This is a genomic window from Barrientosiimonas endolithica, assembly GCF_030296655.1.
In the GTDB taxonomy this organism is placed as follows: domain Bacteria; phylum Actinomycetota; class Actinomycetes; order Actinomycetales; family Dermatophilaceae; genus Barrientosiimonas; species Barrientosiimonas humi.
On the sequence record NZ_AP027735.1, the window covers coordinates 3,019,399 to 3,043,444 of the forward strand.

Below are 24,046 nucleotides of genomic sequence, written 5' to 3' on the forward strand. Positions count from 1 at the left end.
CTATTCTCGATCGAGAGTCAAAGGCCGGAGGGCTAGCCGATGGAGGCCGGGCTCGCAATTGAGCAAAGCCTCCGAGATAAGTCACTGTCGCCCCGATGATGCGGGCCGGTGGGCAGCGTCATAGGGCGACGACGGGGGCCTCGCCCACCGCGGCGGCTTGGCGGGCGTATGAGTCGGGCGTCGCCGGCGTCCGGCAGCGCTGCGCCATGGCCCACAGCGGCAGCCGGACGCCGGTCGCAACCTCGTCAGCACCTGCCGCAGGTGCCCGGGCATGTCGATGTCCGAGATAACCGTCACGTGGTAGCGGTCGGCGTAGGCCACCAGGTCGCGCACCTCGTCCTGGGTGAGGTGCCGCGCGGACACGATCTGCGGGAAGCGCTCGCTCTCGATCCGGAAACCCTCGTTCTCCGAGAAGTGCAGCTGCAGCGTGTTCATCCGGCGCCAGGCCAGCATCCGGATCTGCCGCTTGATCCAGCCGAGTGAGTAGTACTTGCGCCCTAGTCGAGCAGCAGCGCGCGCTCGCCGACCGCCGGGTGGTCCACGACCTCGCCCGCGGGGAAGTGCCGTTCGGCCTGCAGCGACTGCAGCAGGGTGCGGGTCCCCAGGAAGACCGCGGCCGGGGTGCGGCCGGTGATCGTCAGGGCCGGTCCGGCGGAGCGGGCGTATGCCTCCGCCGACTCGTCGAGGGCTGCCACCTCGCCGACGAGCAGGCGGACGTCGCCCGCTCGGGTTGCCTCGTCGGTCACCACCGGCGGCGCAAGCAGGCCGGTGATCTCGGCCCACTCCTGCGCCACCCGCTGGGCGTCCTGGTCCACCCTCGCACGGTCGCCCGGGACGAGGATCCGGGCCCCGGCGCTCGGCGTGAAGTCCTCCCGCGCTGCGGGGGTGAACGAGGCGGCGGGGGGCACGACGCCCGGGCCGGACGGGCTCATGCCCGCGAGGCTAGGGCGCCCGCGCGTGGTGGGCGATCTGCGCGAACCGCCGGCGTGGAGGCGCCCGAAGGAACCTCCACACCGCCGGTCACTCCTCGCGGCCGGTGTCTCCCACGCGGACGACGACCTGCGACCCCTGCGGCACCGACTGCACCATGCGCAGCTGGGCCAGCGCCGGGTGGGCGTCCAGCAGCTTGGCGCCGTTGGCCAGCGAGCGCAGCGCCGCCGTCTCGGCACGGGCCTGCTCCAGCAGAGCCGCACCTCGCTGCCGCGCCGTGACCAGCTCGGTGGCGGCACGGCGTACCTCTGCCGGGACGACCACGTCCTTGACGACGACCTCGAGCACCCCGACGCCGACCGCCCGGGTAGCCGTGTCGACGGCCTCGGTCAGCGCGTCCCCCGGCAGCGCGGCACGCGTGGCGATCTGCTCCAGGTCGCGCTGCGCAACCGCGTCGCGGATCGCGACCTGCGCGGCCAGGTAGACCACGCCCGTCGGGTCGGCGGTCAGCTCGACGTAGGCCACCGGGTCGACCACGGCGAACCGCACGACCGCGGACACCTTGACGACCAGGCCGTCGGCCGTCGCGACCTCCTGCGACGCGATCGGCAGCAGGCTCTCGCGCAGGTCGACCCAGACGTAGTCGGCGCCGAACGTGCGCGGATGCCGCCCGGCCGTCAGCACCTTCAGGAGGCGGCCGTGCTTGTAGGCCAGCGCGCACTGGCGCGGCGGGACGGTGATGTGGAACAGGGACATGGCGACCTCCTTCGTGGCGCCTCGTGGTCGTGCGGCCGTATTCGTTTGTCGGACAGCGCGATCCATGGAACGTGCCGGCTCCGACCCGCGACGGCGAACGCGGGGCGCGAGCGGGTGCTCACGCCGCAGGGCGCTCGTCGAGCGTGTCGGGTCGGAGCCGGCACCGAGGAGTTGAACCTCTGGGGTTGAAAGCCCGTTGCCACTGGATCCACACCGGCGGAGCCGACGCGCAGGACCACCGCGTGATACCTCACCGTGACTGCTTGCTCCGCCTTGTCCGCCGTACAGCGTGACGGCTCGGCGCCCCTCCGCGCCATCGATTTTCGCCGCCCCCGACCCCGGCGTACGCCCTCGCGGTCCACCGCCGGGGCGTGATCGCCGCCGCGCGTGCAGATGGACAGGAGGAACGCGGGCCGGCCCCTGGAATGCCGCGGTTCTCGGGGGTGCGGGAGGCCTTTGTCCTGTCCAGATGTCCGCGCGCGCCCCATCACCGACCACCACCTCGCGGACCACCGCTCAACCGTGCGCCCGGGCGCACCCGTCGGCGGACCACCGCCAGAGCGTGATCGGGCCCGGGCGCACCCGTCGGCGGACCACCGCCAGAGCGTGATCGGGCCGGGGCGCACCCCATCACCGACCACCACCTCGCGGACCACCGCCCAACCGTGCGCCCGGGCGCACCCGTCGGCGGACCACCGCCAGAGCGTGACCGGGCCGGGGCGCACCCCGGCGCGGACCTCCGCTACAGCGGGAAGGCGCGCACCGGGCCGAGCACGCGGACCGACACCCGCTCGCCCCGGGTGAGCGAGGCGCCGGAGCCGAGCACCCGGGCGCGCACGCGGACGAGGATCTGGGTGCGCGGGTCGAGGTGGTCCAGCTCGACGAGGGCGTCGTGGCCGAAGTAGACGACCCGGCCGACCTCGGCGTCGAACATCCCCGCACCGGCCGGCCCGACCGCGAGCTGCTCGGGGCGGAAGAGCACCTGGCAGCCCCCGGCGCGCACCTCCTCGGCGAGCGGGAACTCGCCCAGCGGGCTGTTCACCGAGCGGCCCGAGGACTCCCCGGCAGCAGCACCGCGTCGCCGAGCGACCCGGCGACGTGGGCGTCGGCCGGCGACTCGTAGGCGACGCGGGGCGGCGCGACCTGCCGGAACCGGCCGTCGCGCAGGATCGCCACCTCGTCGGCGAACGACAGCGCCTCCTGCTGGTCGTGCGTCACCAGCAGCGCGGTCGCCCCCGCGGCGCGCAGGGCCTGGCCGGTGGCCTCGCGGGTCGCCTCGCGCAGGGCGGTGTCGAGCGCCGAGAACGGCTCGTCCAGCAGCACCACCGACGGCTCCAGCGCGAGCGCCCGGGCCAGCGCGACCCGCTGCTGCTGCCCGCCCGAGAGCTGGTCGGGCGTGCGGTCGGCCATCTCGGCCGGCAGCCCGACGAGGTCGAGCAGCTCGAGCACCTTGGGCCGGTGCCGGCGGCGCGGGAAGGGCAGACCGAAGGCGACGTTGCCCGCGACGGTCAGGTGCGGGAACAGGCCGCCGTCCTGGCGGACGTACCCCACCCCGCGCCGCTCGGGCGCGACGTGCACGCCGGGGCCGACGACGGTGCGCCCGCCGATCGCCACCGACCCACCGATCGGAGCGACGAAACCGGCAATCACCTTGAGCAGCGTGGATTTTCCCGACCCGGAGTCGCCGAGCACGGCGGTCGTCGTGCCCGTCGGCACGCGCAGGTCGATCTCGTGCAGCACGGGTTGCCGGCCGTAGCCCGCGGTCACGCCGCTGACCTCGACGTCGCTCATCTCACGCCCTCCCGGATGTGCGGATCTGCTGGCGCAGCACCAGGGTGAGCGGGGCCGACAGCACGATCATCATCGCCGCGTAGGGAGCCGCCGCGGCGTAGTCGAGCTCGTCGCTCGACGCCCAGAACGCCAGCGCGAGCGTGTCGGTGCCGGTCGGGGCGAGCAGCAGGGTAGCCGTGAGCTCGGTGACGATCGCGAGCGCCACCAGCACGAAGCCGGTGAGGAACGACGGCAGCGCGAGCGGCAGCACGACGCGCCAGAAGGTCGCCGCGCCACCCTGCCCGAGCGAGCGCGAGGCCTCCGACAGCTCCGGCGGTGCCGCCGCCAGCCCCGCCCGCAGCGAGACCATCGCGCGCGGCAGGAACAGGATGACGTACGCCAGCAGCAGCAGCCCGACGGTCTGGTACGTCGGCCGCGCCCACCGGATCGACAGCGTGATCAGCGCCAGGGCCACCACCACCCCAGGTAGCGCCGAGGCGATGAACGTGACGCGCTCGAGCACCATCGGCGCGGCGCCGCGGCGCCGGCTCAGCAGCCAGGCGCCGGGCAGCGCGGCCAGCACCGCGGCGAGACCGCCGGCGGCGGCGAGCCCGAGGCTGCTCAGCGTCACCCGCGCGAGCCGGCCCGCGTCGACCACCGAGTCGTCGATGCCGGCCCACACCCACCGCGCGACCAGCGCGACCGGCACGACCAGGGCCAGCGCCACCACCGCGGCGAGGGCGAGCAGGGCGGGGACGGTCCACCGCCCGAGGGGTACGCGAGCGGGGGCCTGGGCGGTCCCGCTCCCCACGCGCGCGACCCGGCGCCGGCCGCGCGCCAGCACCTCGAGCAGCAGCACGCCCACGCACAGCACGGCCAGCACGAGCGCGAGCAGGCTGCCCTGGGCGTCGCTGTAGCCGACGGCGTACTGCTGCAGGATCGCGGTGGTGAAGGTCTGGAAGCGCATCATCTCCAGCACGCCGAACTCGGCCAGCAGGTGCAGCGCCACGAGCAGCGCGCCGCCGCAGATCGCCGGCCGCAGCCGCGGCAGCACGGTGCGCACCACCGCCCGCCCGCGGCTCAGACCGAGCGAGCGGGCGACGTCCTCGTCGGCGCCGTCGAGCGCGCGCAGCATGGCGGCGACGGGCAGGAAGACGAACGGGTAGTACGCCAGCGTCGTCACCAGCGCGGCCGCCCACAGCCCGGTGAAACCGGGCCGCACCGAGATCCAGGCGTAGGCGCTGACGAACGCCGGCACCGCGAGCGGCGCGAGCAGCAGCAGCCGCCACACCCCCGCGAACGGCAGCGAGGTGCGCTCGACCAGCCACGCGGCGGTGACCCCCACGACCAGCGCGGCCGGCACGGTGATCGCGACCAGGGCGCCCGTGTTGCCGAGCAGCTCCAGAACCCTTGGGCGCACGAGGTATTCGGCGGCAGCGCCGAACCCGATCGAGAGCCCGCGGACGCCGACCACCACGATCGGCAGGATCGTGACGAGCGCGACCAGCGCCGCCGCGGGGACGGCGACGCCGGTGCGCGAGGCGGGTGAGTGGGTCCTAGAGGATGCCGGCATCGGTCATCAGCTTGCTCACCCGGTCGGAGTTGAGCGTGAACGGGTCGACCGGCGGAGCCTGCAGCGTGCCGAGCGCCGGCAGCGCCGGCGCCGACGTGGCGCCCTTGCCGACGGCGTACTCCATCGACCCGGAGTCGACGAGCACCTTCTGGCCCTCGGGGCTGAGGACGTACTGCAGGAACTGCTGGGCCTGCTTGGCCTTCTTCGAGCTCTTCAGCACCCCGCCCGCCGACAGGCTGACGAACGCGCCGGGGTCCTGGTTCTTGAAGTAGTGCAGCTTGGTGTTCTTGGTGCCGGCCTTGTCGCCGGCCTGGTCGCGGTACCAGTAGTAGTGGAAGATCACGCCGGCCGGGACCTCGCCCGCGTTGACGGCCTTCATCGTCGCGATGTTGTTCTGGTACGTCTTGGAGTTGGTCTTCAGGCCCTTCAGCCAGGCGGCGGTCGCCGGCTCGCCCTTCTGCGCGAGCATCCCGGCCACGATCGCCTGGAAGTCGGCGCCGCCGGACGCCGCGCCCCACCGGTCCTTCCACGCCGGCTGCTGCAGGTCCATCAGCGACTTCGGCAGCTGGCCGGCCGGCAGCTTGCTCGGGTTGTAGACCAGCACGGTGGAGCGGGCCGCGATGGCGGTCCAGTCCTTGCTCGTCGGGACCAGCTTGGGGTCGATGCTGCTCAGCGTGCCGGCCTCGACCGGGGCGAGCAGCTTCGCGCGCTCGACGACGGTCATGGCCGGGGAGTTCTCGGTGAGGAACACGTCGGCGGGCGAGGCCGCGCCCTCCTCGACGATCTGCTGCCCCATCGAGGAGTCCTGGCCGCGGCGGATCTGGGTCTTGATGCCGGTCTTGGCGCTGAACGCCTTGGCCCAGCTCTCGGTGACCTCCTTGTGCTGGGAGGAGTAGATGATCAGCGCGTTGGGGTCGGCCGCGAACTCCTCCTCACCCCCGCAGGCTGCCAGCAGGGGAAGGTGACGCCCACGGCCAGCAGGCCGGACAGGAGGGTGCGACGACGCACGGTGGTTCCTTTCGACGGGAAGGGGGATCAGCTGTTGGAGGCGGCGGACGAGCGGGTCCGCCAGGCGCCAGACGAGGCAGCCGACGACGAGCGCGGCGGCGACCCGCAGCGCCGCGGACGGCAACCGACCGCCCACGTCGGGCACCAGGTCGAACACCTGGAACTGCACGAGGTAGAGGTACAGCGAGGCCGCGCCCACGGTGCCGGCGACGGACGCGAGGCGGCGCGGTAGGCGTACGGCGGGGACGAGGGCGAGCAGCACGATGCCGGCGAGCACGGTGGCGTTGCGGATGGGGTCGTCGAAGAAGGTGACGATCCCGATCGTGGCCAGCGCCAACGTGATTCGGCGTCGGCGGGCCGTGCCGGCGTGCGCCAGCGCGACCCCGGTCGCGAACAGCCAGAAGACGGTCGGAGCGATGCCGCGGATGGTGCCGTCGGCGACCGCGAGGATGACGAACCGCGGCACCAGGGCGATCGCCGCGACGGCGATGCTGACCCGCCACGGGTCGCGGGCGTACGCCCGGGAGACCGGCGGCAGGCTCAGCGCGGCGACCATGATCGCGACCGACGCGAGCAGCGCGTCGACGAACCAGAGCTCGTTGCGGCTGCCGTACGTCACGTCGCCGGCGATCCAGTTGACCGCGCCGACGTTGGCCCAGCCGTAGCGGCCGGTGGTGACCAGGCCGACCAGCGCGACGACCGCGGCGGGCACCAGGATGCCGAGGCCGGTGCGGGCCGAGGCGAGCGCTCGGCGCACCGGGTCGACGCGGGAGAGGCTGAACCGGCCGGCGTTGTAACCGGCGACGACGAGCAGCACGTGCGCCCCGCCGACGATCCAGAACAGGTCGGCGTGGGTGCCGAGGATGATCAAGGCGGCCACCGCGCGCAGCACGACGGAGGTCTCCAGCGGCGTGCGGCCCTGCTCGTCACCGCCCGCGGTGAGGTCGCGCAGCGGCCGGTGGTGCCAGTCGCGGGGCAGCTCGCCGAGCAGCTCGGCCAGGCGCGTCGCGGCCTGCACGTGGCTGAGCGAGTCGCCGCCCAGCTCGACGAAAGACCTTGCGGTGTCGACGGACTCGGGGTCGAGACCCAGCACACGGGCGACCGTGCCGGCCACCTGCACCTCGAGCGGCGGCCCGTCGCCGGGGCGCTCCGGCGCGGGGTCGGCGCCCTCGGTCTCGAGCGCGGCTCGCACCAGCGCGTCGCAGCCGGGCCGGTCGACCTTGCCGTTGTCGCGACGGGCCAGCGGGGCGACGGCCACCGCGACCGCGGCGGGGCCGAGCCCGGTGAGCTCCGCGACGAGCGCCCGGAACCGGCGGGCGGTGGCGGCCGCGTCGTGGCGGCCACGTGCGGCGCTCGACCGGTCGCCGCCGACGGTCGGCGGCTCGACCAGCACCCGCAGCTGCGCGTCGCCGCCGGTCACGCAGGTCTCGAATCCCGTTGCCTGCAGGGCGTTCTCGACCTGGGCGACGTCGATGCGGTGGCCCATGACCTTCACGAACCCGCTGCGCCGGCCGACGATGCGCACCAGCCCGTCGGCGTCGACGGTCGCGAGGTCGCCGGTGCGCAGCTCGTGCTGCATCCGGCCCACGGCAAGGTCGTCGGGATGCTCGGCGTAGCCGAGCATCACGCCCGGCCCGGTGACGACCAGCTCGCCCACGCCCCCGGTGGCCTGCGGGACCGACCGGTCCAGGCGTACGCCCGTGCCCGGCACCGCGCGCCCGACGGCATCGGGGGCGGTGGCCACCTCCGCCGGCGGGAGCACGGCGATGCGGGCGGTGGCCTCGGTCTGGCCGTACATCACCGCGAGGTCCCAGCCGCGGCGCGCGCCGAGGTCGGCCAGGTCGAGCACCGCCCCAGGCTCGAGGCGGCCGCCGGCCTGGGTCACCAGGCGCAGCGACGGGTGCGGGTCGGCCAGGCCGCCCGCGAGCGCGAGGCGCGCGGAGTGCGGGACGACGGCGAGCGTGGTCACGCCGTGCCGGTCCACGGCGTCCCAGAAGCCGGGCTCGTGGACCGAGCCGTCGTGCAGCACCACCGAGGCGCCGGCGCGCAGGTGGGAGTGCAGCACCGACAGGCCGTAGCAGTAGGTCAGCGGCAGCGACGTGATCGCCCGGTCGGCCGCGGTGAGCGACAGCGCCTGGGCGATGGCGTCGGCGTTGGCGCGCAGGTTGTCGTGCGACAGGCGCACCAGCTTGGGCGAGCCGGTGCTGCCGGAGGTGCTGAGCAGCAGGGCCAGGTCGGGGTGCAGCAGGTGGCGCGGACCCGTCCACGGCTCCTCGCCCAGCACCTCGACCGTGTCGCCGAGGAAGGCGAGGTCGGGGCGGTATCGGGTCAGGATCGGTGCGGCTGCAGGCCCGGGCGCGGCAACCAGCGCGACGTGACCCGCGTGCAGCGTCGCGAGATAGGCGACGAGCGCGTCGAGGTCGGGGCGCGGAAAGACCTGCACCAGGCAGCGCCCGTCGGCGGCGTCGGGCAGGCGCGCCGCCGCCCGGTCGACCAGCTCGCGCAGCTGCGCGTGGGTGACCGCGCGGTCGCCGACCACCAGCGCGGGGGCGTCACCGACGGCCGTCGCCCCCGCGAGCACCGACGTCGCCGCGGCGCGCGGCGACGGCAGTAGGGTCCCTGTCATGAAGGTGAGGCTAACTTAAGTGCCGGCTGTGACTCTGCGCGGTTCCGAAGTCTGGTGGGCGCGGCTCGCCCTGGCCGACATCGCGCTGGTCCGCACGCTCAGCCCGGTCGAGCGCGCGCGCCTGGACGCCCTCGCCCGCCCCGCCGACCGCGCCCGCTCGTTGCTCGCCGCCGCGCTGGTGCGCGCGGTCGCCGGTCGGCTGCTCGACCTCCCGCCCGGCGACGTGCCGGTCGAGCGCGCCTGCCCCGACTGCGGCCGACCGCACGGCCGCCCGCGGCTCGACCTCCCCGGAGCGCCCCAGCTGTCGGTGTCGCACTCCGGGCTGCTCGTGGTGGTCGCCGCGCACGACGGCCCCGTCGGCGTCGACGTGCAGCGGATCGCGGACGTGCCGGCCGGGACCGACGCCGGCACCTGGGTGCGCGACGAGGCCGTGGTCAAGGCGGGGCTGGTCGCCGGCGCCGCGCAGGTGCTCGGGCTCTCTCCGCCGCTGCCCGGTTACGCGTCCGCGCTCGCGCTGCCGATGGCGTACGCCGGGGGTCGGGTGGCACAGCACGACGCCGCCGCGCTGCTCACCCCTGACCCCCGGCGCCCGACGGTCAGGTGCCGTCGACCGTCTTGGCCGAGGTGACGAAGCCACCGATCGGGGTGCCCTTGCCCGCCACCTTGGCGCCCTTCAGGTTGGCCAGGTCGAAACGCACCAGGTCGCCGTCGCCGCACTGACCGCCCCAGCTCGTGAGGTAGGCCGTGTCGCCGTACGCCCCCGCCACCTGGCGGGTGTCGCTGTCGTCGACCTTGAGCGGCTCGTAGCTCGCGCCGCGCGAGATCCAGGCGGATCCACAGACACCCGGCACCTCGTAGACCAACCCCGGGTTGACCCGACGCGCCTGCGACGCCTGGTCCCCGTGGTCGACCAGCCGCTGCGGAGCGGCCGTCCCGTAGAACTGCGCCATGTACGCGGTGGAGCCGCTCGGGTCCGCGTCTCCCGGTGCGGAGCAGTCCATCGTGAAGTCCTCGTACGACAGCTGCGGACCGGGCGAGCAGGACGCACGTCCAGACGGCACCTCGATCTGCCGCAGCTCGGTGCCCGACCTGAGGTCGAACAGGCGAATCCGACCTCCGTCGTCGGCGATCCAGAACCGCTTTCCGTCGGCGGAAGCGACGACCTCGGCTGACGGCGAGAAGCTCCCTTCGTACGTGCGGACCGGCTTGCCGGAGCGGTCGAACAGCTGCGGCGACTGCTTCGGGCGGGCGACGAGCAGCCCGTCCTGCACGAGCACGGCGTCGCCGCCGTCCTTGACCCGGACGTACGTCGGCTTGCCGGTCGCGGTGTCCCAGATGGTGTAGCGCGACTCCCCGCCGCCCTTGGCCCGGATCGCGGTCACGACCGTGCGGGCGTTGCTGCTGATGTCGGCGACCTCGGCGCCGTCGGACACCTCGCCGACGGTGGCGTGCCGGCCGTCGGGCGCGCGCAGCACGAGCGTGCCCTTGCCGTCCTGGGGTCCGGTCTCGTGCCGGACCATCGCGGTGAATCCGAGGGCGGTCTTGGAGCCAGCCGCCGGGACGATGCTGCCCGCGCCGCGCCCGGACCCGTTCCCCGAGCCGCCCTCGGACCCGCTCCCCTGGCTCGGCGACGAGGTCGCCGCCCCGCCGGGTGCCGTCGCGCCCTGGTTGGTGGTCTGGCAGCCGAGGCTGCCGATGGACCCCAGACCCAGCAGCGCCAGCGTGGCGCCGGTCGTGAGCGTGTGCCGAATTCCCTTGCGTGCCATGACTTCCCCTCGAGTCGAGTACGGATCGTGCCCCTGGCACGAGATCCCTCACCGGGTGCGACCGGTCAGCGGCGTGTGCCGATGCTCCGACTGCCAGCCTGGCGATGCCGTTCCCCCGATCGGCACCAGACTTGGACCGATCTTTCGCCCACCCTGGTCCTAGGACCTCAGACGAGAGCGCCGATCCACCACCCGAGCCCCGCCGCCGCGGTGGCGCCCACGACGACGCCCAGCCCGGTGACCAGCCCGGCCGCCCACCGGCGCTCCTGCAGCAGCCGCACCGTCTCGAGGCTCGCGGTCGAGAAGGTGGTGTAGCCGCCGAGGAAGCCGGTGCCCGCCACCAGCTGCCACTCGGCCGGCAGCGCCCGGGCGGCGACCAGGCCGGTGAGCAGCCCGAGGAGGAACGAGCCGCTGAGGTTGATCGCGATCGTGCCCCACGGCAGCGCGCCGGAGGTGCGCTCGCGCACGAACCCGTCGATCACGAAGCGCGCGACGGCGCCGAGTCCGCCTGCGACACAGAGCAACCCGAAGACCACGGGCGTGACGTCACCCACCGCGCGCCTCCCGCGATCGGTGCGTGACGGCGGCGAGCGCGATGCCGGCGAAGGTCGCGGCGGCGCCGACGACCACGGTGAGGAGGGCGTACGTCAGGCCGGCGGTGGTGCGCCCGTCACCGAGCAGCCGGGCCGCGTCGGTCGCGAGCGTGCTGTAGGTCGTGAAGCCGCCGAGCAGCCCGGTGCCGAGCAGCAGCCGCACCGGGCGGCGGCGGCCACCGTCGGGGCCGCGCCGGGCGAGCCCGTCGAGCAGCCAGCCGAGCAGGAAGGCGCCGACGACGTTGATCACGAGGACGGCCACCGGGATGCCGTCGACGGGCGGGAAGGCGAGGCTCAGCCCCTCGCGCGCACCGGTGCCCAGCGCGCCGCCGACCAGCACCAGCAACAGGTACGCCGGGCGCAGGTGCGGCGGTCGATGCCTGGCCTCCGGTGTCACGCAGGACAGCATGGCGAGGCCGGGCGCGCGAGTCGAGCAGCAGCGACCTCGTGCTGGTCAGCGGTATCCCGCCGCCTGCAGCGCGTAGAGGTCGGCGTAGCGACCTCCCGCCGCCATCAGGTCGGCGTGCGTGCCGACCTCGGCGACGCCGCCGTCGGCGAGCACGATCACCAGGTCGGCCGCCGCGACGGTGGAGAAGCGGTGGGTGATGAGCAGCGTGACGCCGCCACGCCCGCCGGTCGCACGAGCCGCCTCGGCGTAGCGGTCGAAGAGCGCGTGCTCGGTCGCGGGGTCCAGCGCCGACGTCGGCTCGTCGAGCACCAGCAGCAACGGGTCGAGCCGCACCATCGCGCGGGCGACCGCGAGCCGCTGCCACTGCCCGCCGGAGATGTCGACCCCGCCCGGCCAGGCGGCGCCGAGCTGGGTGTCCAGCCCGTCGGGGAGCGCCCGCAGCACGTCGCTCGCCGAGGAGTCCTCGAGCGCGCGCAGCACCCGCGAGTCGATCTCTGCCCGCCCTGCGTCGAGGACCTCCACCGACCCGGCGCCGACCGCCTCGCGGGCGGTGAGCTCGAGCCGGGCGTGGTCCTGGAAGGCGCCGGAGCACCGGGCGCGCCAGGCCGGCAGGTCGAGCGCGCGCAGGTCGACGCCGTCGACGAGGATGCGGCCGGAGGACAGGTCGTGCATGCCGGTGAGCAGCTTGACCAGCGTCGACTTGCCGGCGCCGTTCTCGCCCACGACCGCGACCACCGCGCCGGCCGGCAGGTGCAGGTCGATGTCGCTCAGCGACTCCCGGTCGGCACCCGGATAGCGAAAACCCACGCCCTGCAACCGGATTCCGTCGGTCAGCCGCGCCGGCGGAGCGGCCGTCCCGGCGTGCTCCTCGTCGACCGTCCGCGCGTAGTCCTCCAGCCACCGATAGCGACTGACCGCGCGCAGCGCGCCCGACAGCCCGCTGATCACCCACTGCAGATCGGTGACCGACTCGCGCAGCTGACCGACGACCAGGACGCCCGTGACGAGCCGCCCCGGGTCGATCCGGCCGTCCAGCGCGTCGCGCACCATCCAGGCCAGGATCGCCGCGGCCGCGCCGAGGTAGCCCACCGCGAGCACGATCGACCACCCGGCGGTGCGCACCTCGGCGGTGCGGTGCGGGTGACGCCACCGGGCGGCCTCGCGCGACAGCAGGTCCAGCGCCCACCTGCGAGCGCCGAGCACGCGCAGCTCGGACGAGGCGACCGGTGCCGTCGCCGCTCCCAGCAGGTGCGCGCTGCGGCGACCGGCCTCCGCGCCCGCCTTCTCGGCCTCCGCCTCCCACTGGATCGACCGGCGCCCGAGCCAGGTGGCCGGCAGCGCGACCGCGAGCAGCAGGAGCAGCCGCCAGTCGGCGGTGGCCGCGACGACGATCGTGATGACCGGTCCGGCCAGGTTGTTGAGCACGTTGACCAGCAGGTTGTACGCCATCCCCACCGTCCCCAGCCGCTCGGCCAGCGCCTGGGTCTGGTCCTGGTGGGCCGGGTCCTCGAGGTGGTCGAGCGTGGCCGCCTCGCCGGACAGCTGTCCGACGCGCAGGTCGATGGCGTGACCGACCCGCTCCATCAGGACCAGCCGCGACTCCACCCCGACGATCACCAGGAGGAAGTTAAGCGCCCGGGAGAGCACGAGCCCTCCAGCGCCGAGCAGCACGAGCGTCAGGTCGCGGGCCGCCAGGCCGCCCACGACGAGTCCGGCGAAGAGCGGGAAGAGCGCCGTCAGCACCCGGGAGACGACCTCGAGCAGCGCGGCCACCGCGTGCCCGCGGCCCTGCTCCCACGCGATGCGCGTGACGAGGCGCAGCGAGGTCCACCAGCCGCCGTTCATGCCTGCACCTGCCCACCGGCCGAGGCGAACCGCGCCGCCTGCAGGCGGAACATGCGGGCGTAGTCGCCGTCGCGGGCGAGCAGCTCCTCGTGCGAACCGTCCTCGACGATGCCGTCGGGGCCGAGCACGACGATGCGCTCGGCGTGCCGCACGCTGGACAGCCGGTGGCTGACCAGGATCGTCGTGACGCCGCGGGTGACCTGCAGGAACCGGTCGAAGATCTGCGCCTCGGCCCGCACGTCGAGGGCCGCGGTCGGCTCGTCGAGCACCAGCACCCCGGCGCCGCGGCGCACGGCGAGCAGCGCCCGCGCGAGGGCGACCCGTTGCCACTGACCGCCGGAAAGGTCTGTGCCACCGGCATATCCGGGGTCGAGCACGGTGTCCCAGTCGCCGCCGACGCGCCCCAGCACGTCCTCGCCCGCGGCGTCGGCGAGCGCCTCCTCGAACGCGCCGGGCTCGCGGCCTTCGGACATCGTCACGTTGTCGCGCAGCGACAGGTGGTAGCGCACGAACTCCTGGAAGATCACCGCCACCCGACGGCGTACGTCGTCGGCGGCGGCCGGGTCGAGCCCGTCGATGCGCACGGTCCCCGCGTCGGGTGGGTAGAGCCCGCACAGGAGCTTGATCAGCGTCGACTTGCCGACGCCGTTGACGCCGACGATCGCGACGGACTGCCCCGCCGGGACGTGCAGGTCGAGCCCGCGCAGGGTGGGCTCGGTGCGCGAGGGGTAGGTGAACGTCACGTCGTCGAGGTCGACGCGCGCGGCACCGCGTCCGGCGGCGCTCGCCGCGGTCGTGAGGGCCGGCAGGCTGGCTGCGCCCCCGACGAGCTCTGCCAGCCGCAGCTCGGTCTCGCGGGCCCGCCCGCTGCGCACGCTCTGGTCGCCCAGGGCGCCGAAGGAGGCCAGCCCGTCGATGCCCTGGACGATCGTCACGACCGCGCCGACGCCGACGGCCCCGACCCAGGCGTCGCGCACCAACCACGCCAGCGCGGCAGCGATGCCCGCCGAGAGCAGCACGGCCCCCGCGAGGGACCGCCGCATCGCACCGCGTCGGGCGCGAATGCTGTTGTCGTTCACCGCTTCCCAGGTGCGGGCGTACTCCCCCAGCAGCCACGGGGTGAGCCCGAACAGGCGCACCTCCTTGGCCGCGTCACGGACCGTCAACCGCTGGAACAGATAGCGGGCGCGGCGTCGCTCGACCGAGCTCTCGGTGAGCAGCTCTCGGTTGACGACGTCGATGTAGCTGGTGAACAGGTGCCCCTGCACCAGCTGCGCCAGCAGCACCCCGAGGGCGATCCACCACGACCACGAGGCGACGACCACCAGGGCGGCCACGCCCGTCGCGCGGATGGCGAGCACCCGCCAGACCGAGCCGATCTCCTGCAGCCCCACCGCGGAGCGCACGTGCTCGGTGAGCGCGGCCACCCGGCCGGCCTGCTGCGGGTCCTCCAGGTGGCCGATGCCGTGCGGCGCCAGCGCGGCCTCGGCGATCATCCGGTGCCGCTGCTCGGTGAGCCTCACCTGGTGCACCGCCCCGACCGCGTCGAGCGCGGCCATCGCGACGGGCTGGGTGATCATCCCGGCGACGACCAGCGCGAGCCAGGTCCAGACCGGGTCGCCGTCGACCACCGCGGTGACCAGCCGACCGGTCGCGACCATCGTGGCGAACGACGCCACCGCTGCGAGCACGACCAGCCCCGGGCCCACCACCGTGCCGAGCGGGTACGCCCGCCGCGCGTGCCGCCAGAACGTCACCTCGCGCTGCCACCGCTGAGTCGTCTGCGTCATCTGCCTCCCCTTCGTCGCCGTCGCGGCGACACTAGAAGTCGAGCTACTTCGACGACAAGACAATATGCTGAGTAGGTGACGACGCACCCCGAACCGCCTGACGAGCAGGTCATCACCGACCCCGAGGTCGCCCGCCTGCTGTCCCGCCGACAGGCCGCGCTGCACGTGAGCTCCTTTCTGGATCAAGACCGGTCGATCGCCGAGTCGGCCGCGCGGCTCGAGCGGCCCATCGGCCAGGTGCACCACTGGGTGCACCGGCTGGTCGCGGCCGGCGTGCTGCGCGTCGTCGAGGTGGTGCCCCGGGCCGGGCGTCCGATCAAGCGCTACCGCGCGGTCGCCCGCTCGTTCCGGCTCCCGGCCGCGCTGGTGCCGCCCGAGCACTACGAGCAGCAGATGGCCTTGATCAACCGTGAGGTCGTCGACGCCGTCGCATCGGTCGCCGACATGCCCAACCAGGACCTCACGATCCGCCTTGGCGAGAGCGGACAGGTGTCGTTCAACCGTCTCTCCGACCGCGGGGTGGCGTCGTCGCTGCACTCGCTGCAGACCTCGATGGGCGGTCTGTTCCTCACGGAGGAGCAGGCCGACGAGCTGTGGTCCGAGCTCGACGCGCTGCGGCAGCGGTGGGCCGAGGCCGGCCACGACCGCGGCACGCCCGGCGCGGTCCCCTACCTGGTCCAGCTCACGATGGTCCCGCGCCCCGAGCGCTGAGCCTCAGCCGGCGAGGCCGTAGACCAGCACCGAGTAGGGCGCGATGCTGACCCGCACCCGCGCCTGGCCGTTCTCCTCGAACGCGTCGGCGTCGCTGCCGAGGTCGCCGTAGTCGTCGCTGTAGATCTTCGCGTCGCTGTTGACGAGCAGCCGCCAGCGGCCGCCGGCGGGCACCGGCACGACGACGTCGCGCCGCTCCTGGGCCGAGGCGTTGACCACCACGAGCACGTCGTCGCCGGGTCCGCCCTGCGCGCGGCGGACGTACGCCATCAGCTTGGCCTGGTCGTCGAGCAGCGTCACTGCGGTCTGCTGGCCGCGCAGACCCGCGCTGGCGCCGGATGCGTTGCGGCGCAACCGGATCAGGTCGGCGTAGAGCCGCTCGATGCCGTGGTAGGTCTCCTTGAGCGACCACTCCAGCGGCACGTCGTCGCGGAACCACTCGTCCTCGAGGAACTCCTGTCCCTGGAAGAGCATCGGCACGCCCGGGCTGGTGAGGGCGAGCGCGGCGCCGAGGGTCGAGCGCTTGCGGGCGTGCCAGGCCCGCGGGTCGTTCCCGTCGATCTCCTCGGGGAGGCGCGCCTTGCCGTTGGCCACCTCGTCGTGCGACTCGGTGTAGACGACCCGCTGGAACGCGTCGTCGTTGTAGCGGGTCGTGACCGCCTCGGCCAGCGAGCCCATCGAGCGGCTGCCGTCGTCGAGCGCCTTCATCGCCGCCCGCACCGGGTGCACGAACGCGCCGTCCCACTGGGTGTGGAACCCGGCGCCGTCGCCGCGGGTGATCTCGGGCTTGCGCTGCATGTCCTCGGCGATGAACACCACGTCCGAGAACTGTTGCTGCAGAGCGGAGTTCACGTCGTGCATGAGCGACCAGCCCTCGGGCAGGTCGCGCCCGCCGCCGTCGACGCTGCGGATGTAGGGCGTCATGTCCCAGCGCAGCCCGTCGACGTGGAAGTCGCGCAGCCACGACTGGGCGTTGTCGAAGATGAACTGCCGCACCTCGGCGCGGCCGTAGTCGGGGCGGGTGTCGCCCCACGGCGTGCTGGACCGGTCGTCGTTGAAGAAGTAGATCCCGCCCTTGCCGTTCTCGCTCCACCCGTCGAACTGCCACAGGTCGAGGTCGCTCGGGCCGAGGTGGTTGTAGACGACGTCGAGGATCACCGCGATGCCGCGTCGGTGCGCTTCTCGCACAAAGGTTTTCAGCGCGTCCGGCCCGCCGTAGACCGACTCGACCGCGAAGATGTGCGCGGGGTTGTAGCCCCACGACCGGTCGCCGGCGAACTCCATGATCGGCATGACGTGCACCGCGCTCACGCCGAGCGCGACGAGGTGGTCGAACTTGCTGAAGGCCAGCGCGAACGTGCCGGGCCGGTTCGGGTCCTCGGTGAAGAACGAGCCGATGTGCAGCTCGTAGATCACCAGGTCGTCCATCGGCGGAGCCGCGAAATCGTCGCCCTGCCAGTCGAACTCGGCGTGGTCGTAGACGACACCGTTGCCGACGGAGGAGGTGACGCGGCGGGCGTACGGGTCGATCTTGCTGAGCTGCTGGCCGCCCGCGCCGGTCAGCCGGAACTTGTACTCCGCGCCGCTCGTGACGCCCGGCACGTCGACCGACCACCGTCCGCCGTCCTCGCGCTGCAGCGGCACCGGCCGCTCGTCCCAGCCGGTGAAGTCGCCGACGACCGAGACGTCCTGCGCGAACGGTGCCCAGACCCGGAAGGTCGTGCCCCCGTCGTACGTCGTCGCGCCCATCCCGGGACGCGTGCTCGCAGCGCTGGTCTCACCGGGGTCCTGGCTCATGGTCGGCCACGCTAGTGGCGCTCAGGCCAGGTAGGACGCCCAGCCCTCGCTCGGCGCGCTGCCGAGCTTGCGCAGCTTCTTCAGCACCTCCGGGTCCTGCAGGTCGAGCCAGTCGCACAGCTGCCGGAAGGACACCAGCCGGGTGTCGGGCTCGGCGGCCATCTGACCCATGACCTCCTCGACCGCCTCCATGTAGATGCCGCCGTTCCAGTTCTCGAAGTGGTTGCCGATGACCAGCGGCGACCGGTTGCCGTCGTAGGAGCGGCGGAACCCGGCCATGAACGAGTCGACCGTCTGCTTCTTCCACTTCGGGCGCTGCGCCTTGTCGCCGTTGACGTCGCCCGACTGGTTGGCGAGGAAGTTGTAGTCCATCGCGATCACCTCGCGGTCGGACCCCGGCATGGGCACGGCCTGCAGCGACAGGTCCCAGATGCCCTCGACCTTCTTCGGCCAGGTGGGGTAGCGCGCGCCGCTGGAGTCGTAGCGCCAGCCCAGCTCGGCCGCGGCCTTGCGCAGGTTGTCGACGCCCTCGAGGCAGGGCGCGCGCCCGCCGACGAGCTCCTTCTCGTAGTCGAACGGCAGCGCCGGCAGGTCGGTGATCCCGGTGTTCGTGCGCCAGGTCTTGACGAACTTCTTGGCCTGCTCGATCTCGGACTTCCAGTCCTCGACCGACCAGCTCGCCACGCCCTTCTCGCCGCAGAAGTGGCCGTTGAAGTGGGTGCCGATCTCGTGGCCCGCGAGCCAGGCCTTGCCGATCTGCTCGATCGTGCTGCGCACGAACCGGTCGGGGAAGTAGCCGATGTCGGACGCGCCCTGCTTCTTGCGCGGCGGGGAGTAGAGCATCTTCTTGCCGCCGGGGAGGAAGTAGATCCCGGTGAGGAAGTACGTCATCGACGCGCCGTGCCGCTTGGCCACCTGCTGGAAGTGGCTGTTGAGCTTCAGGGAGGTCTCGCCGCCGCCGTCCCAGGAGATCACGACGAACTGCGGCGGCTTCTCGCCCGGCTTCAGCCGGGTCCAGCGCGGCTGGTGCGGCTGCGGGCCGGTGTCGGACGTCGACCCGTCGCCGATCGGCTTGCCCGCCGGCCGGGTCGTCGTGGTGGTGCTCGGCGGCTTGCGGCCGCCGCCGGTCTCTCCGGCCGAGACCGGCTGCTCCTTCTCCGAGCTGCAGCCGGCCAGCAGCGCCGCGCCGGCCAGCCCGCCTCCGATCACGGTGCGACGTCGAACGTCGGTCATGGTGCTCTCCCCCGTTGTCCCTGCGTCCCCATCGGTGCCGGGGACGCACTCCAGGGTCACCCAGACCACCCGCGGCAGGGGTTAACCGTGTCGGCATGTCGGATGACGAGTCGGCAACGGGACCCGGCCGAGGACGTACGCCAGGGTCGGGTGGGAGCCGATCGGCGCCTTGGTGCGTCGCACGAGCAGCGGCGACCCCCGGTCCCGACGCCGCCACCCGTGAAAGACTCCCGGCGACGGGTGCCCGTGACGCCACGTCACGGGGGGACGCGAGCGAGGAGGGCCCTATGGGGCGAGCACAACAGATCCGCGAGGCCGCGCAACAGATCGCGCAGGGCGGCGGGGTGCAGCAGGCCGTGCAGCAGGCCGTGCAGGGGGTGACGCAGCAGGCAGCCGAGCGGCTGCCCGGGGGCTCGACCCCTCCGACTTCGCCACCGCGCGCACCCAGGGGTTCTCGACCGGCACGCGCATCGTGCAGCAGACGACCTCGCTGGAGAACGCCAGCGAGACGCTGAACCAGTCGAGCTACCAGCCCGGCCCGAACGGCGTGCTGCACGTCATCACGCCGATGGTCATCCCCAAGGGCCGCCGGTTCGTCGGGATGCTCCCGGTGCTGGTGCTCGCGATCGTCGGCATCTTCGGCTTCGTGGCGCTGATCCCCACCGACGGGCTCAACGTCGCGCTGTTCGGCCCGCACTACTGGGTCATCCTGCTGCTGCTCGCCGCGTTCCTGTGGTGGCGCCTCGGCATGGTGATGGTCCCCGAGGGGTGCCAGGCCCTGATCAGCCGCTTCGGCAAGGTCGAGAACCAGGTGGGCCCCGGTCTGGTGACGCTGTTCAACCCGTGGAAGCGGGTGTCGTACATCGTCAACACGACGCGTGAGTACCCCTACAACGCCCCGATCCACCAGGCGCCGACCAAGAGCGGCGTGCAGGCGAGCGTCGACCTGTTCCTGCAGTTCCGGATCGTCGACCCGCGGCAGTTCATCTTCTCCCTCGGCGCGGTCCAGGGCTTCCAGGACAAGCTGAACAACGCCATCTCGGAGACCACCCGCTCGCTGATCTACGAGCAGGAGGCCGCGGGCATCTACGACCTCGTCGGCGAGAGCACCCAGCGGCTGCTGGAGCAGCTCAACACCCAGTTCGCGCCGGCCGTGGAGTTCACCCACGCCAACATCACGCACGCGGAGCCCTCCAGCCAGGAGTACCGGATGGACCTCGCCGCGCCCGAGATGGTGCGGGTGGCCAAGGAGGCCTACACCTACGAGTACGAGCTGCAGCTGAAGAAGGAGCAGAACGAGGGTGACCTCAACCGCGACCTCGCCTCGCTCAACGAGACGCTGAGCTCGATCCAGGCCGACATCGCGAAGTACCAGGCGCAGATGGACACCGCGCTCGAGCGCGAGACCAACCGCGCGACGGCGATGGCGCGCCAGCGGTTCGTCGAGGCCGAGTCCGAGGCCAACGCCAACGCGGCGCTGCTCGAGGCGCAGGCGCTGGACATCCGCGCGATGAGCGCGGCCGAGGCGCCCGAGATCCTCGACTACCGATACCAGCAGGACCTGCTCGCCCGCCTCGAGCAGGTGCGCGACAGCCTCCCGCAGATGGTGCAGATCGGTGGTCAGGACGAGAGCGTCGACTACCTCAAGATCGCCCAGGGCCTCGTCGGTGGCGGCAGCGCCAACCTGTTCAGCGCCGAGGAGCTGGACCAGATCCGGCAGCGCCGCGACGAGATCTCCGCGCGCATCAGCTCGCGGGAGAGCTCGATCACCGAGCTGCTCAAGCCGCCGGAGACCCCGGAGATGGAGGAGCTGGCCGAACCCAGCAGCGACGAGGAGCTGCCGGGGGCCGAGCGGATGGAGGAGATCCGCCGCTCGGTGTCGGTCGACGAGCCGACCGGGGCCGGTACGCCCGAGCCGGCCGCCCAGCGTCCGGCACCTCGTGGACCGGGTGGCGCGAGCCCCGCACCGGCCGGGCCGGTCCCGGCCGACGCGGCACCAGGCGGACCCCGCCCGGGTGCGGACGGCGTACGGCAGGCTCCGGCCACCGACCCGACCGCGGTGCCGATGGCCCAGGCCGGGGACCCGAACGCCACGCAGGGGCTGCGGCTCGGCGAGACTCCCCGCCCCCGCCGCCGACCAACGACCGACACCGGCTTCCCGGCCAGGGTGAGGAGGGCCAGCGATGAGCGCCCCGATGCAGGAGGAGATGGCCTCGCGTCCGCGCGGGATGTCCTCGATCAAGGAGGCCCTGGGCAGCTGGGGTGACATCCGCCAGCTGCTGCGCGGCGGCGACCAGGGTGCGATCGTGCCGGTCGTCATCCCCAAGGACGGCCGCGGCCTGCGCTGGCTGACGCTGGTCTGGATCGCGCTGTGGGCGTTCCTCAGCGCGGGCATCGCGACCACGACCGACGCCGACTGGGCGATGGTCCCGCTGCTGCTGCTGGGTGTGCTGTCGCTCGCGGGCGCGGCGCTGTGGTGGTGGCGCTCCTCGATCATCGAGATCGAGGAGGGCACCGTCGGCGTGCTCACCAAGTTCGGCGCGATCTCGGGCCCGGGCCTCACGCCCGGTCGTCACTACCTGTGGCACCCGTGGGCGCGGGTGGCGTACGTCGTCGACGTCACCACCGAGATCCCTTACAACGCACCGGTGCTCGCGTGCCCGACGCACGAGAACGTCCCGCTGAAGTCGATCGAGTTCTTCCTGAAGTTCCGGATCGTCGACGCGCTGCAGTTCGTGCAGCGCATCGGTGCCGGCAACTTCGACCTGGTGCTGTCGAACTCGGTGCAGGACGCCATCCGGCAGCGCTCGCGGCAGGTGCGCACCGAGCAGGCCTACGACCTGCGCGGCTCCGACGTGCAGGACATGCAGGACCTGCTCAACCGGCAGCTGGCCCGCTACGGCGTGCAGATCATGGGGTGCAACATCCCCGACGTGCAGCTGCCGACGCAGTACCGCCAGCACATCTCCACGCGCGAGCGGGTGGCCAAGGAGCTGCAGGCCTACGAGAAGGAGTGGGACCTCACGCGCAAGCGCCGGGTCGACACCCTGCTCATGGACATCGAGCGCTCCAAGAAGGTCCGCGACGCCAAGGTCGTCGAGGTCAACGCCTCGCTGAACCAGGCCCGCAAGGACGTCGCCCAGATGCTCGAGGAGCAGGAGACCGAGGCGCGGAAGGTCAAGTACGAGATCGAGACCCGCGGCCGCACCAACCTGGTGGCCGCCCAGGGTGAGGCGCGGGCGCAGGAGCAGCTGGCGACGGCGTACCGCGACAACCGGGCCGTCCTCGGCTACGAGCTGGCCCGGCGTCGCCTCGACGTGGGCGCCCAGCTCGCGCAGCACGCGCCGCAGCCGGTCATCGTGCAGACCGACGGCGGCGGCTCGGACAGCTCGGCGCTGTCCACCCTGCTGCTGGCGCAGATGCTGCCGCGCCTCGGCGAGCAGCAGTCCTCGACCCGGCCGAAGCCGCGGCAGGTCTCCTCCGAGACCGTCGACACCGCGCAGCAGGCGCTGACCGACGCGGCCAAGCAGATGATCGGCAACCGGTCCGGCGGCAAGCAGGGCTGACCGCCGTACGTCCACGGCAACGACCCCCGTCCCTCACCGTGAGGGACGGGGGTCGTTCGTCGTTGCCCGGCGAAGGGCCGGGCGAGCCGTGCCGGGTCAGCCGCGCGGGACGTACGGCTGGGACTGGGGGTTGAACTCGTCCATCTTCACGCCGGCGGCGGGAGCGACGTCCTTGCCGGTGACGCGCAGCACGTCGAGCCCCTTGCCGAGGTCGGAGGAGTAGATGTGCCCGTTGTAGTAGTACGACGACCAGGTGCCGCCGCCGTCGTCGCCGGCGGCCGGGCCGCGCTCGAAGTAGGCGATCTCGCGCGGGTTGGCCGAGTCGGTGAAGTCCCACACGCTCGTGCCGCCCATGTACCACGACTGCACCATCAGGTCCTTGCCCTTGACCGGGATGAGCGAGCCGTTGTGCGCCACGCAGTTCTCGGAGTCGAACTGGTCGCGCGAGATCTTGAAGTAGGACTTGAACGACAGCCGGTTGTCCGAGCCCAGGTCGTAGATCGCGTCGGCGCCGCGGGTAGGGCCAACGGCGTCGTTGCAGGTCGCCGCGCCGCCGCCGCCGAGCTCGTCGGTGAAGACGACCTTGGTGCCGGAGTTGTTGAACGTCGCGGAGTGCCAGAACGCGAAGTTGGGGTCGGTGACCCGCTCGACGACCTTGGGGTTCACCGGGTCGCTGATGTCCATGATGATCCCGTCGCCCATGCACGCGCCCGCGGCGAGCTTGCGCGCCGGGTAGGCCGTGATGTCGTGGCAGCCGGAGGTGTTGGCGAGGCCGCCGTCGGGGAACAGGTTCGGCGTGCTGACCACCTTGGCCGCCGTCGGGTTCGCCTTGGGCACCTCGACGATCGAGATCGAGTCGTGCGGCGGCGCGCAGTCGGGGTAGGCCGCGTTGGGGGCGTAGCTCGAGACGTAGAGGTAGTCGGTGCCGGCGTCACCCGGGACCAGCGTCTGGGTGTGCGAGCCGCAGCTGGTCTCGACCGCCTTGAGGTAGCGGGGGTTGGTGGGGTCGCTGATGTCGAAGATCTTGATGCCCTCCCAGCTGTCCTTCTGGGTGGCCGGCTGCGAGGTCGAGGCGCACGAGTCGTCCGAGCGCGAGGAGTCGGTGCCGAGGTAGAGCAGGTTGCCCGAGACGCTCACGTCGTTCTGCGCACCGGGGCAGACCACCTGGGAGAGCATGCGCGGGTTCGCCGGCTTGGAGACGTCGTAGATCGTGAACCCGTCGTAGTTGCCGACGTAGGCGCGGTTGCCCTCGAACGCGATGTCGGTGCCGGTGCTGTCGGCCAGCGGCCCGGCCGGGTTCACGTTCTTCAGCAGCTCCATGTTGGCGCTGCGACCGATCTGGTCGGGCGCCAGCTGGGTGCCGGACAGGCCGATGCCCGCCGGCTTGCCCGTGCCGGCCTTGGACGAGGTGCTGGTCCGGACGCGGTCGTCGCCGTCCGGGCCGGAGCCGTCGCCGGGGTCGGCGCTGGCGGCGGAGATGCCCAGCCCGAACGTCCCTGCGAGCAGGGCGGCGGCGAGCGTGGACAGTCGGCGGTGCGGTCGCCGAGATCTCATGAGCGCTCCCATCTGAGAGTGACCGGCGCCTGCGCGCGCGGTCGGGGATTCGCTCAGCATCGCCTGGGGTCGCGTGCCCCGGGCCGGTCCGCACGTTCAAGAGATGGTCAAGAAATGCC

The 24,046-nt window shown here is 72.9% G+C and carries 18 protein-coding genes and 1 pseudogene; 4 read left to right on the forward strand and 15 right to left on the reverse strand.

Going from position 1 to position 24,046, the window contains the following annotated elements; all coding sequences use genetic code 11:
• Positions 1-81: 81 nt before the first annotated feature.
• The 7 genes and pseudogenes from QUE40_RS15335 to QUE40_RS15365 all read right to left on the reverse strand — a co-directional run.
• Positions 82-486: pseudogene (locus tag QUE40_RS15335) on the reverse strand (family 20 glycosylhydrolase); the annotation flags it as partial.
• Between the two features lie 11 nt (positions 487-497).
• Complete coding sequence (locus tag QUE40_RS15340; RefSeq protein ID WP_289231487.1) at positions 498-932, reverse strand: glycoside hydrolase family 20 zincin-like fold domain-containing protein; 435 nt, start codon at positions 930-932, stop codon at positions 498-500.
• Positions 933-1,020: 88 nt separating this feature from the next.
• Complete coding sequence (locus QUE40_RS15345) at positions 1,021-1,686, reverse strand: SPFH domain-containing protein (protein ID WP_289231488.1); 666 nt, start codon at positions 1,684-1,686, stop codon at positions 1,021-1,023.
• 742 nt (positions 1,687-2,428) lie between these two features.
• Positions 2,429-2,728 (reverse strand): TOBE domain-containing protein, encoded by a 300-nt coding sequence (locus QUE40_RS15350; protein WP_289231489.1) that lies wholly within the window; start codon positions 2,726-2,728, stop codon positions 2,429-2,431.
• Positions 2,725-3,477: an ABC transporter ATP-binding protein gene (locus tag QUE40_RS15355; RefSeq protein ID WP_289231490.1), complete on the reverse strand. Its 753-nt coding sequence runs from the start codon at positions 3,475-3,477 to the stop codon at positions 2,725-2,727. The genes QUE40_RS15350 and QUE40_RS15355 overlap by 4 nt, the downstream gene beginning before the upstream one ends.
• A gap of 1 nt (position 3,478) precedes the next feature.
• The gene (locus QUE40_RS15360) at positions 3,479-5,029 is read right to left on the reverse strand and encodes an ABC transporter permease (RefSeq protein WP_289231491.1); all 1,551 of its coding nucleotides are present in this window, start codon (positions 5,027-5,029) and stop codon (positions 3,479-3,481) included.
• Positions 5,013-8,663, reverse strand: a complete 3,651-nt coding sequence (locus QUE40_RS15365) for an extracellular solute-binding protein (RefSeq protein WP_289231492.1) — start codon at positions 8,661-8,663, stop codon at positions 5,013-5,015. The genes QUE40_RS15360 and QUE40_RS15365 overlap by 17 nt, the downstream gene beginning before the upstream one ends.
• Positions 8,664-8,691: 28 nt before the next feature.
• Between QUE40_RS15365 and QUE40_RS15370 the strand changes: the two genes are divergently transcribed.
• Positions 8,692-9,291: a 4'-phosphopantetheinyl transferase family protein gene (locus QUE40_RS15370; protein WP_289231493.1), complete on the forward strand. Its 600-nt coding sequence runs from the start codon at positions 8,692-8,694 to the stop codon at positions 9,289-9,291.
• Here the strand turns inward: QUE40_RS15370 and QUE40_RS15375 are convergent.
• The 5 genes from QUE40_RS15375 to QUE40_RS15395 all read right to left on the reverse strand — a co-directional run bounded on the left by QUE40_RS15375 (position 9,260) and on the right by QUE40_RS15395 (position 15,066).
• Positions 9,260-10,429, reverse strand: a complete 1,170-nt coding sequence (locus QUE40_RS15375; protein WP_289231494.1) for a WD40 repeat domain-containing protein — start codon at positions 10,427-10,429, stop codon at positions 9,260-9,262. The two genes, QUE40_RS15370 and QUE40_RS15375, sit on opposite strands and share 32 nt — an antisense overlap.
• Positions 10,430-10,596: 167 nt before the next feature.
• A complete protein-coding gene (crcB, locus tag QUE40_RS15380; RefSeq protein WP_289231495.1) occupies positions 10,597-10,983 on the reverse strand; it encodes a fluoride efflux transporter CrcB in 387 nt (128 codons plus the stop codon).
• Positions 10,976-11,431 (reverse strand): fluoride efflux transporter FluC, encoded by a 456-nt coding sequence (locus QUE40_RS15385; RefSeq protein WP_433997013.1) that lies wholly within the window; start codon positions 11,429-11,431, stop codon positions 10,976-10,978. The genes crcB and QUE40_RS15385 overlap by 8 nt, the downstream gene beginning before the upstream one ends.
• 45 nt (positions 11,432-11,476) lie before the next feature.
• A complete protein-coding gene (locus QUE40_RS15390) occupies positions 11,477-13,276 on the reverse strand; it encodes an ABC transporter ATP-binding protein (protein ID WP_289231497.1) in 1,800 nt (599 codons plus the stop codon).
• Positions 13,273-15,066 (reverse strand): ABC transporter ATP-binding protein, encoded by a 1,794-nt coding sequence (locus QUE40_RS15395; RefSeq protein WP_289231498.1) that lies wholly within the window; start codon positions 15,064-15,066, stop codon positions 13,273-13,275. The genes QUE40_RS15390 and QUE40_RS15395 overlap by 4 nt, the downstream gene beginning before the upstream one ends.
• Positions 15,067-15,141: 75 nt before the next feature.
• On the opposite strand from QUE40_RS15395, the gene QUE40_RS15400 reads away from it, so the two are divergent.
• Entirely contained in the window at positions 15,142-15,777 is a 636-nt protein-coding gene (locus tag QUE40_RS15400) for a hypothetical protein (protein WP_289231499.1), read from the forward strand.
• Between the two features lie 3 nt (positions 15,778-15,780).
• Here the strand turns inward: QUE40_RS15400 and QUE40_RS15405 are convergent, their stop codons facing one another.
• On the reverse strand, positions 15,781-17,574 hold the full coding sequence (locus tag QUE40_RS15405; protein WP_289231500.1) for an alpha-amylase family glycosyl hydrolase: 1,794 nt from the start codon (positions 17,572-17,574) through the stop codon (positions 15,781-15,783).
• A gap of 21 nt (positions 17,575-17,595) precedes the next feature.
• Positions 17,596-18,807: a polysaccharide deacetylase family protein gene (locus QUE40_RS15410; protein WP_289231501.1), complete on the reverse strand. Its 1,212-nt coding sequence runs from the start codon at positions 18,805-18,807 to the stop codon at positions 17,596-17,598.
• A gap of 472 nt (positions 18,808-19,279) precedes the next feature.
• Between QUE40_RS15410 and QUE40_RS15415 the strand changes: the two genes are divergently transcribed.
• The gene (locus QUE40_RS15415) at positions 19,280-21,073 is read left to right on the forward strand and encodes an SPFH domain-containing protein (RefSeq protein ID WP_289231502.1); all 1,794 of its coding nucleotides are present in this window, start codon (positions 19,280-19,282) and stop codon (positions 21,071-21,073) included.
• Positions 20,991-22,373, forward strand: a complete 1,383-nt coding sequence (locus QUE40_RS15420; protein ID WP_289231503.1) for an SPFH domain-containing protein — start codon at positions 20,991-20,993, stop codon at positions 22,371-22,373. The genes QUE40_RS15415 and QUE40_RS15420 overlap by 83 nt, the downstream gene beginning before the upstream one ends.
• A 96-nt stretch (positions 22,374-22,469) precedes the next feature.
• Here the strand turns inward: QUE40_RS15420 and QUE40_RS15425 are convergent, their stop codons facing one another.
• The gene (locus tag QUE40_RS15425) at positions 22,470-23,927 is read right to left on the reverse strand and encodes an LVIVD repeat-containing protein (RefSeq protein WP_289231504.1); all 1,458 of its coding nucleotides are present in this window, start codon (positions 23,925-23,927) and stop codon (positions 22,470-22,472) included.
• Positions 23,928-24,046 lie beyond the last annotated feature (119 nt).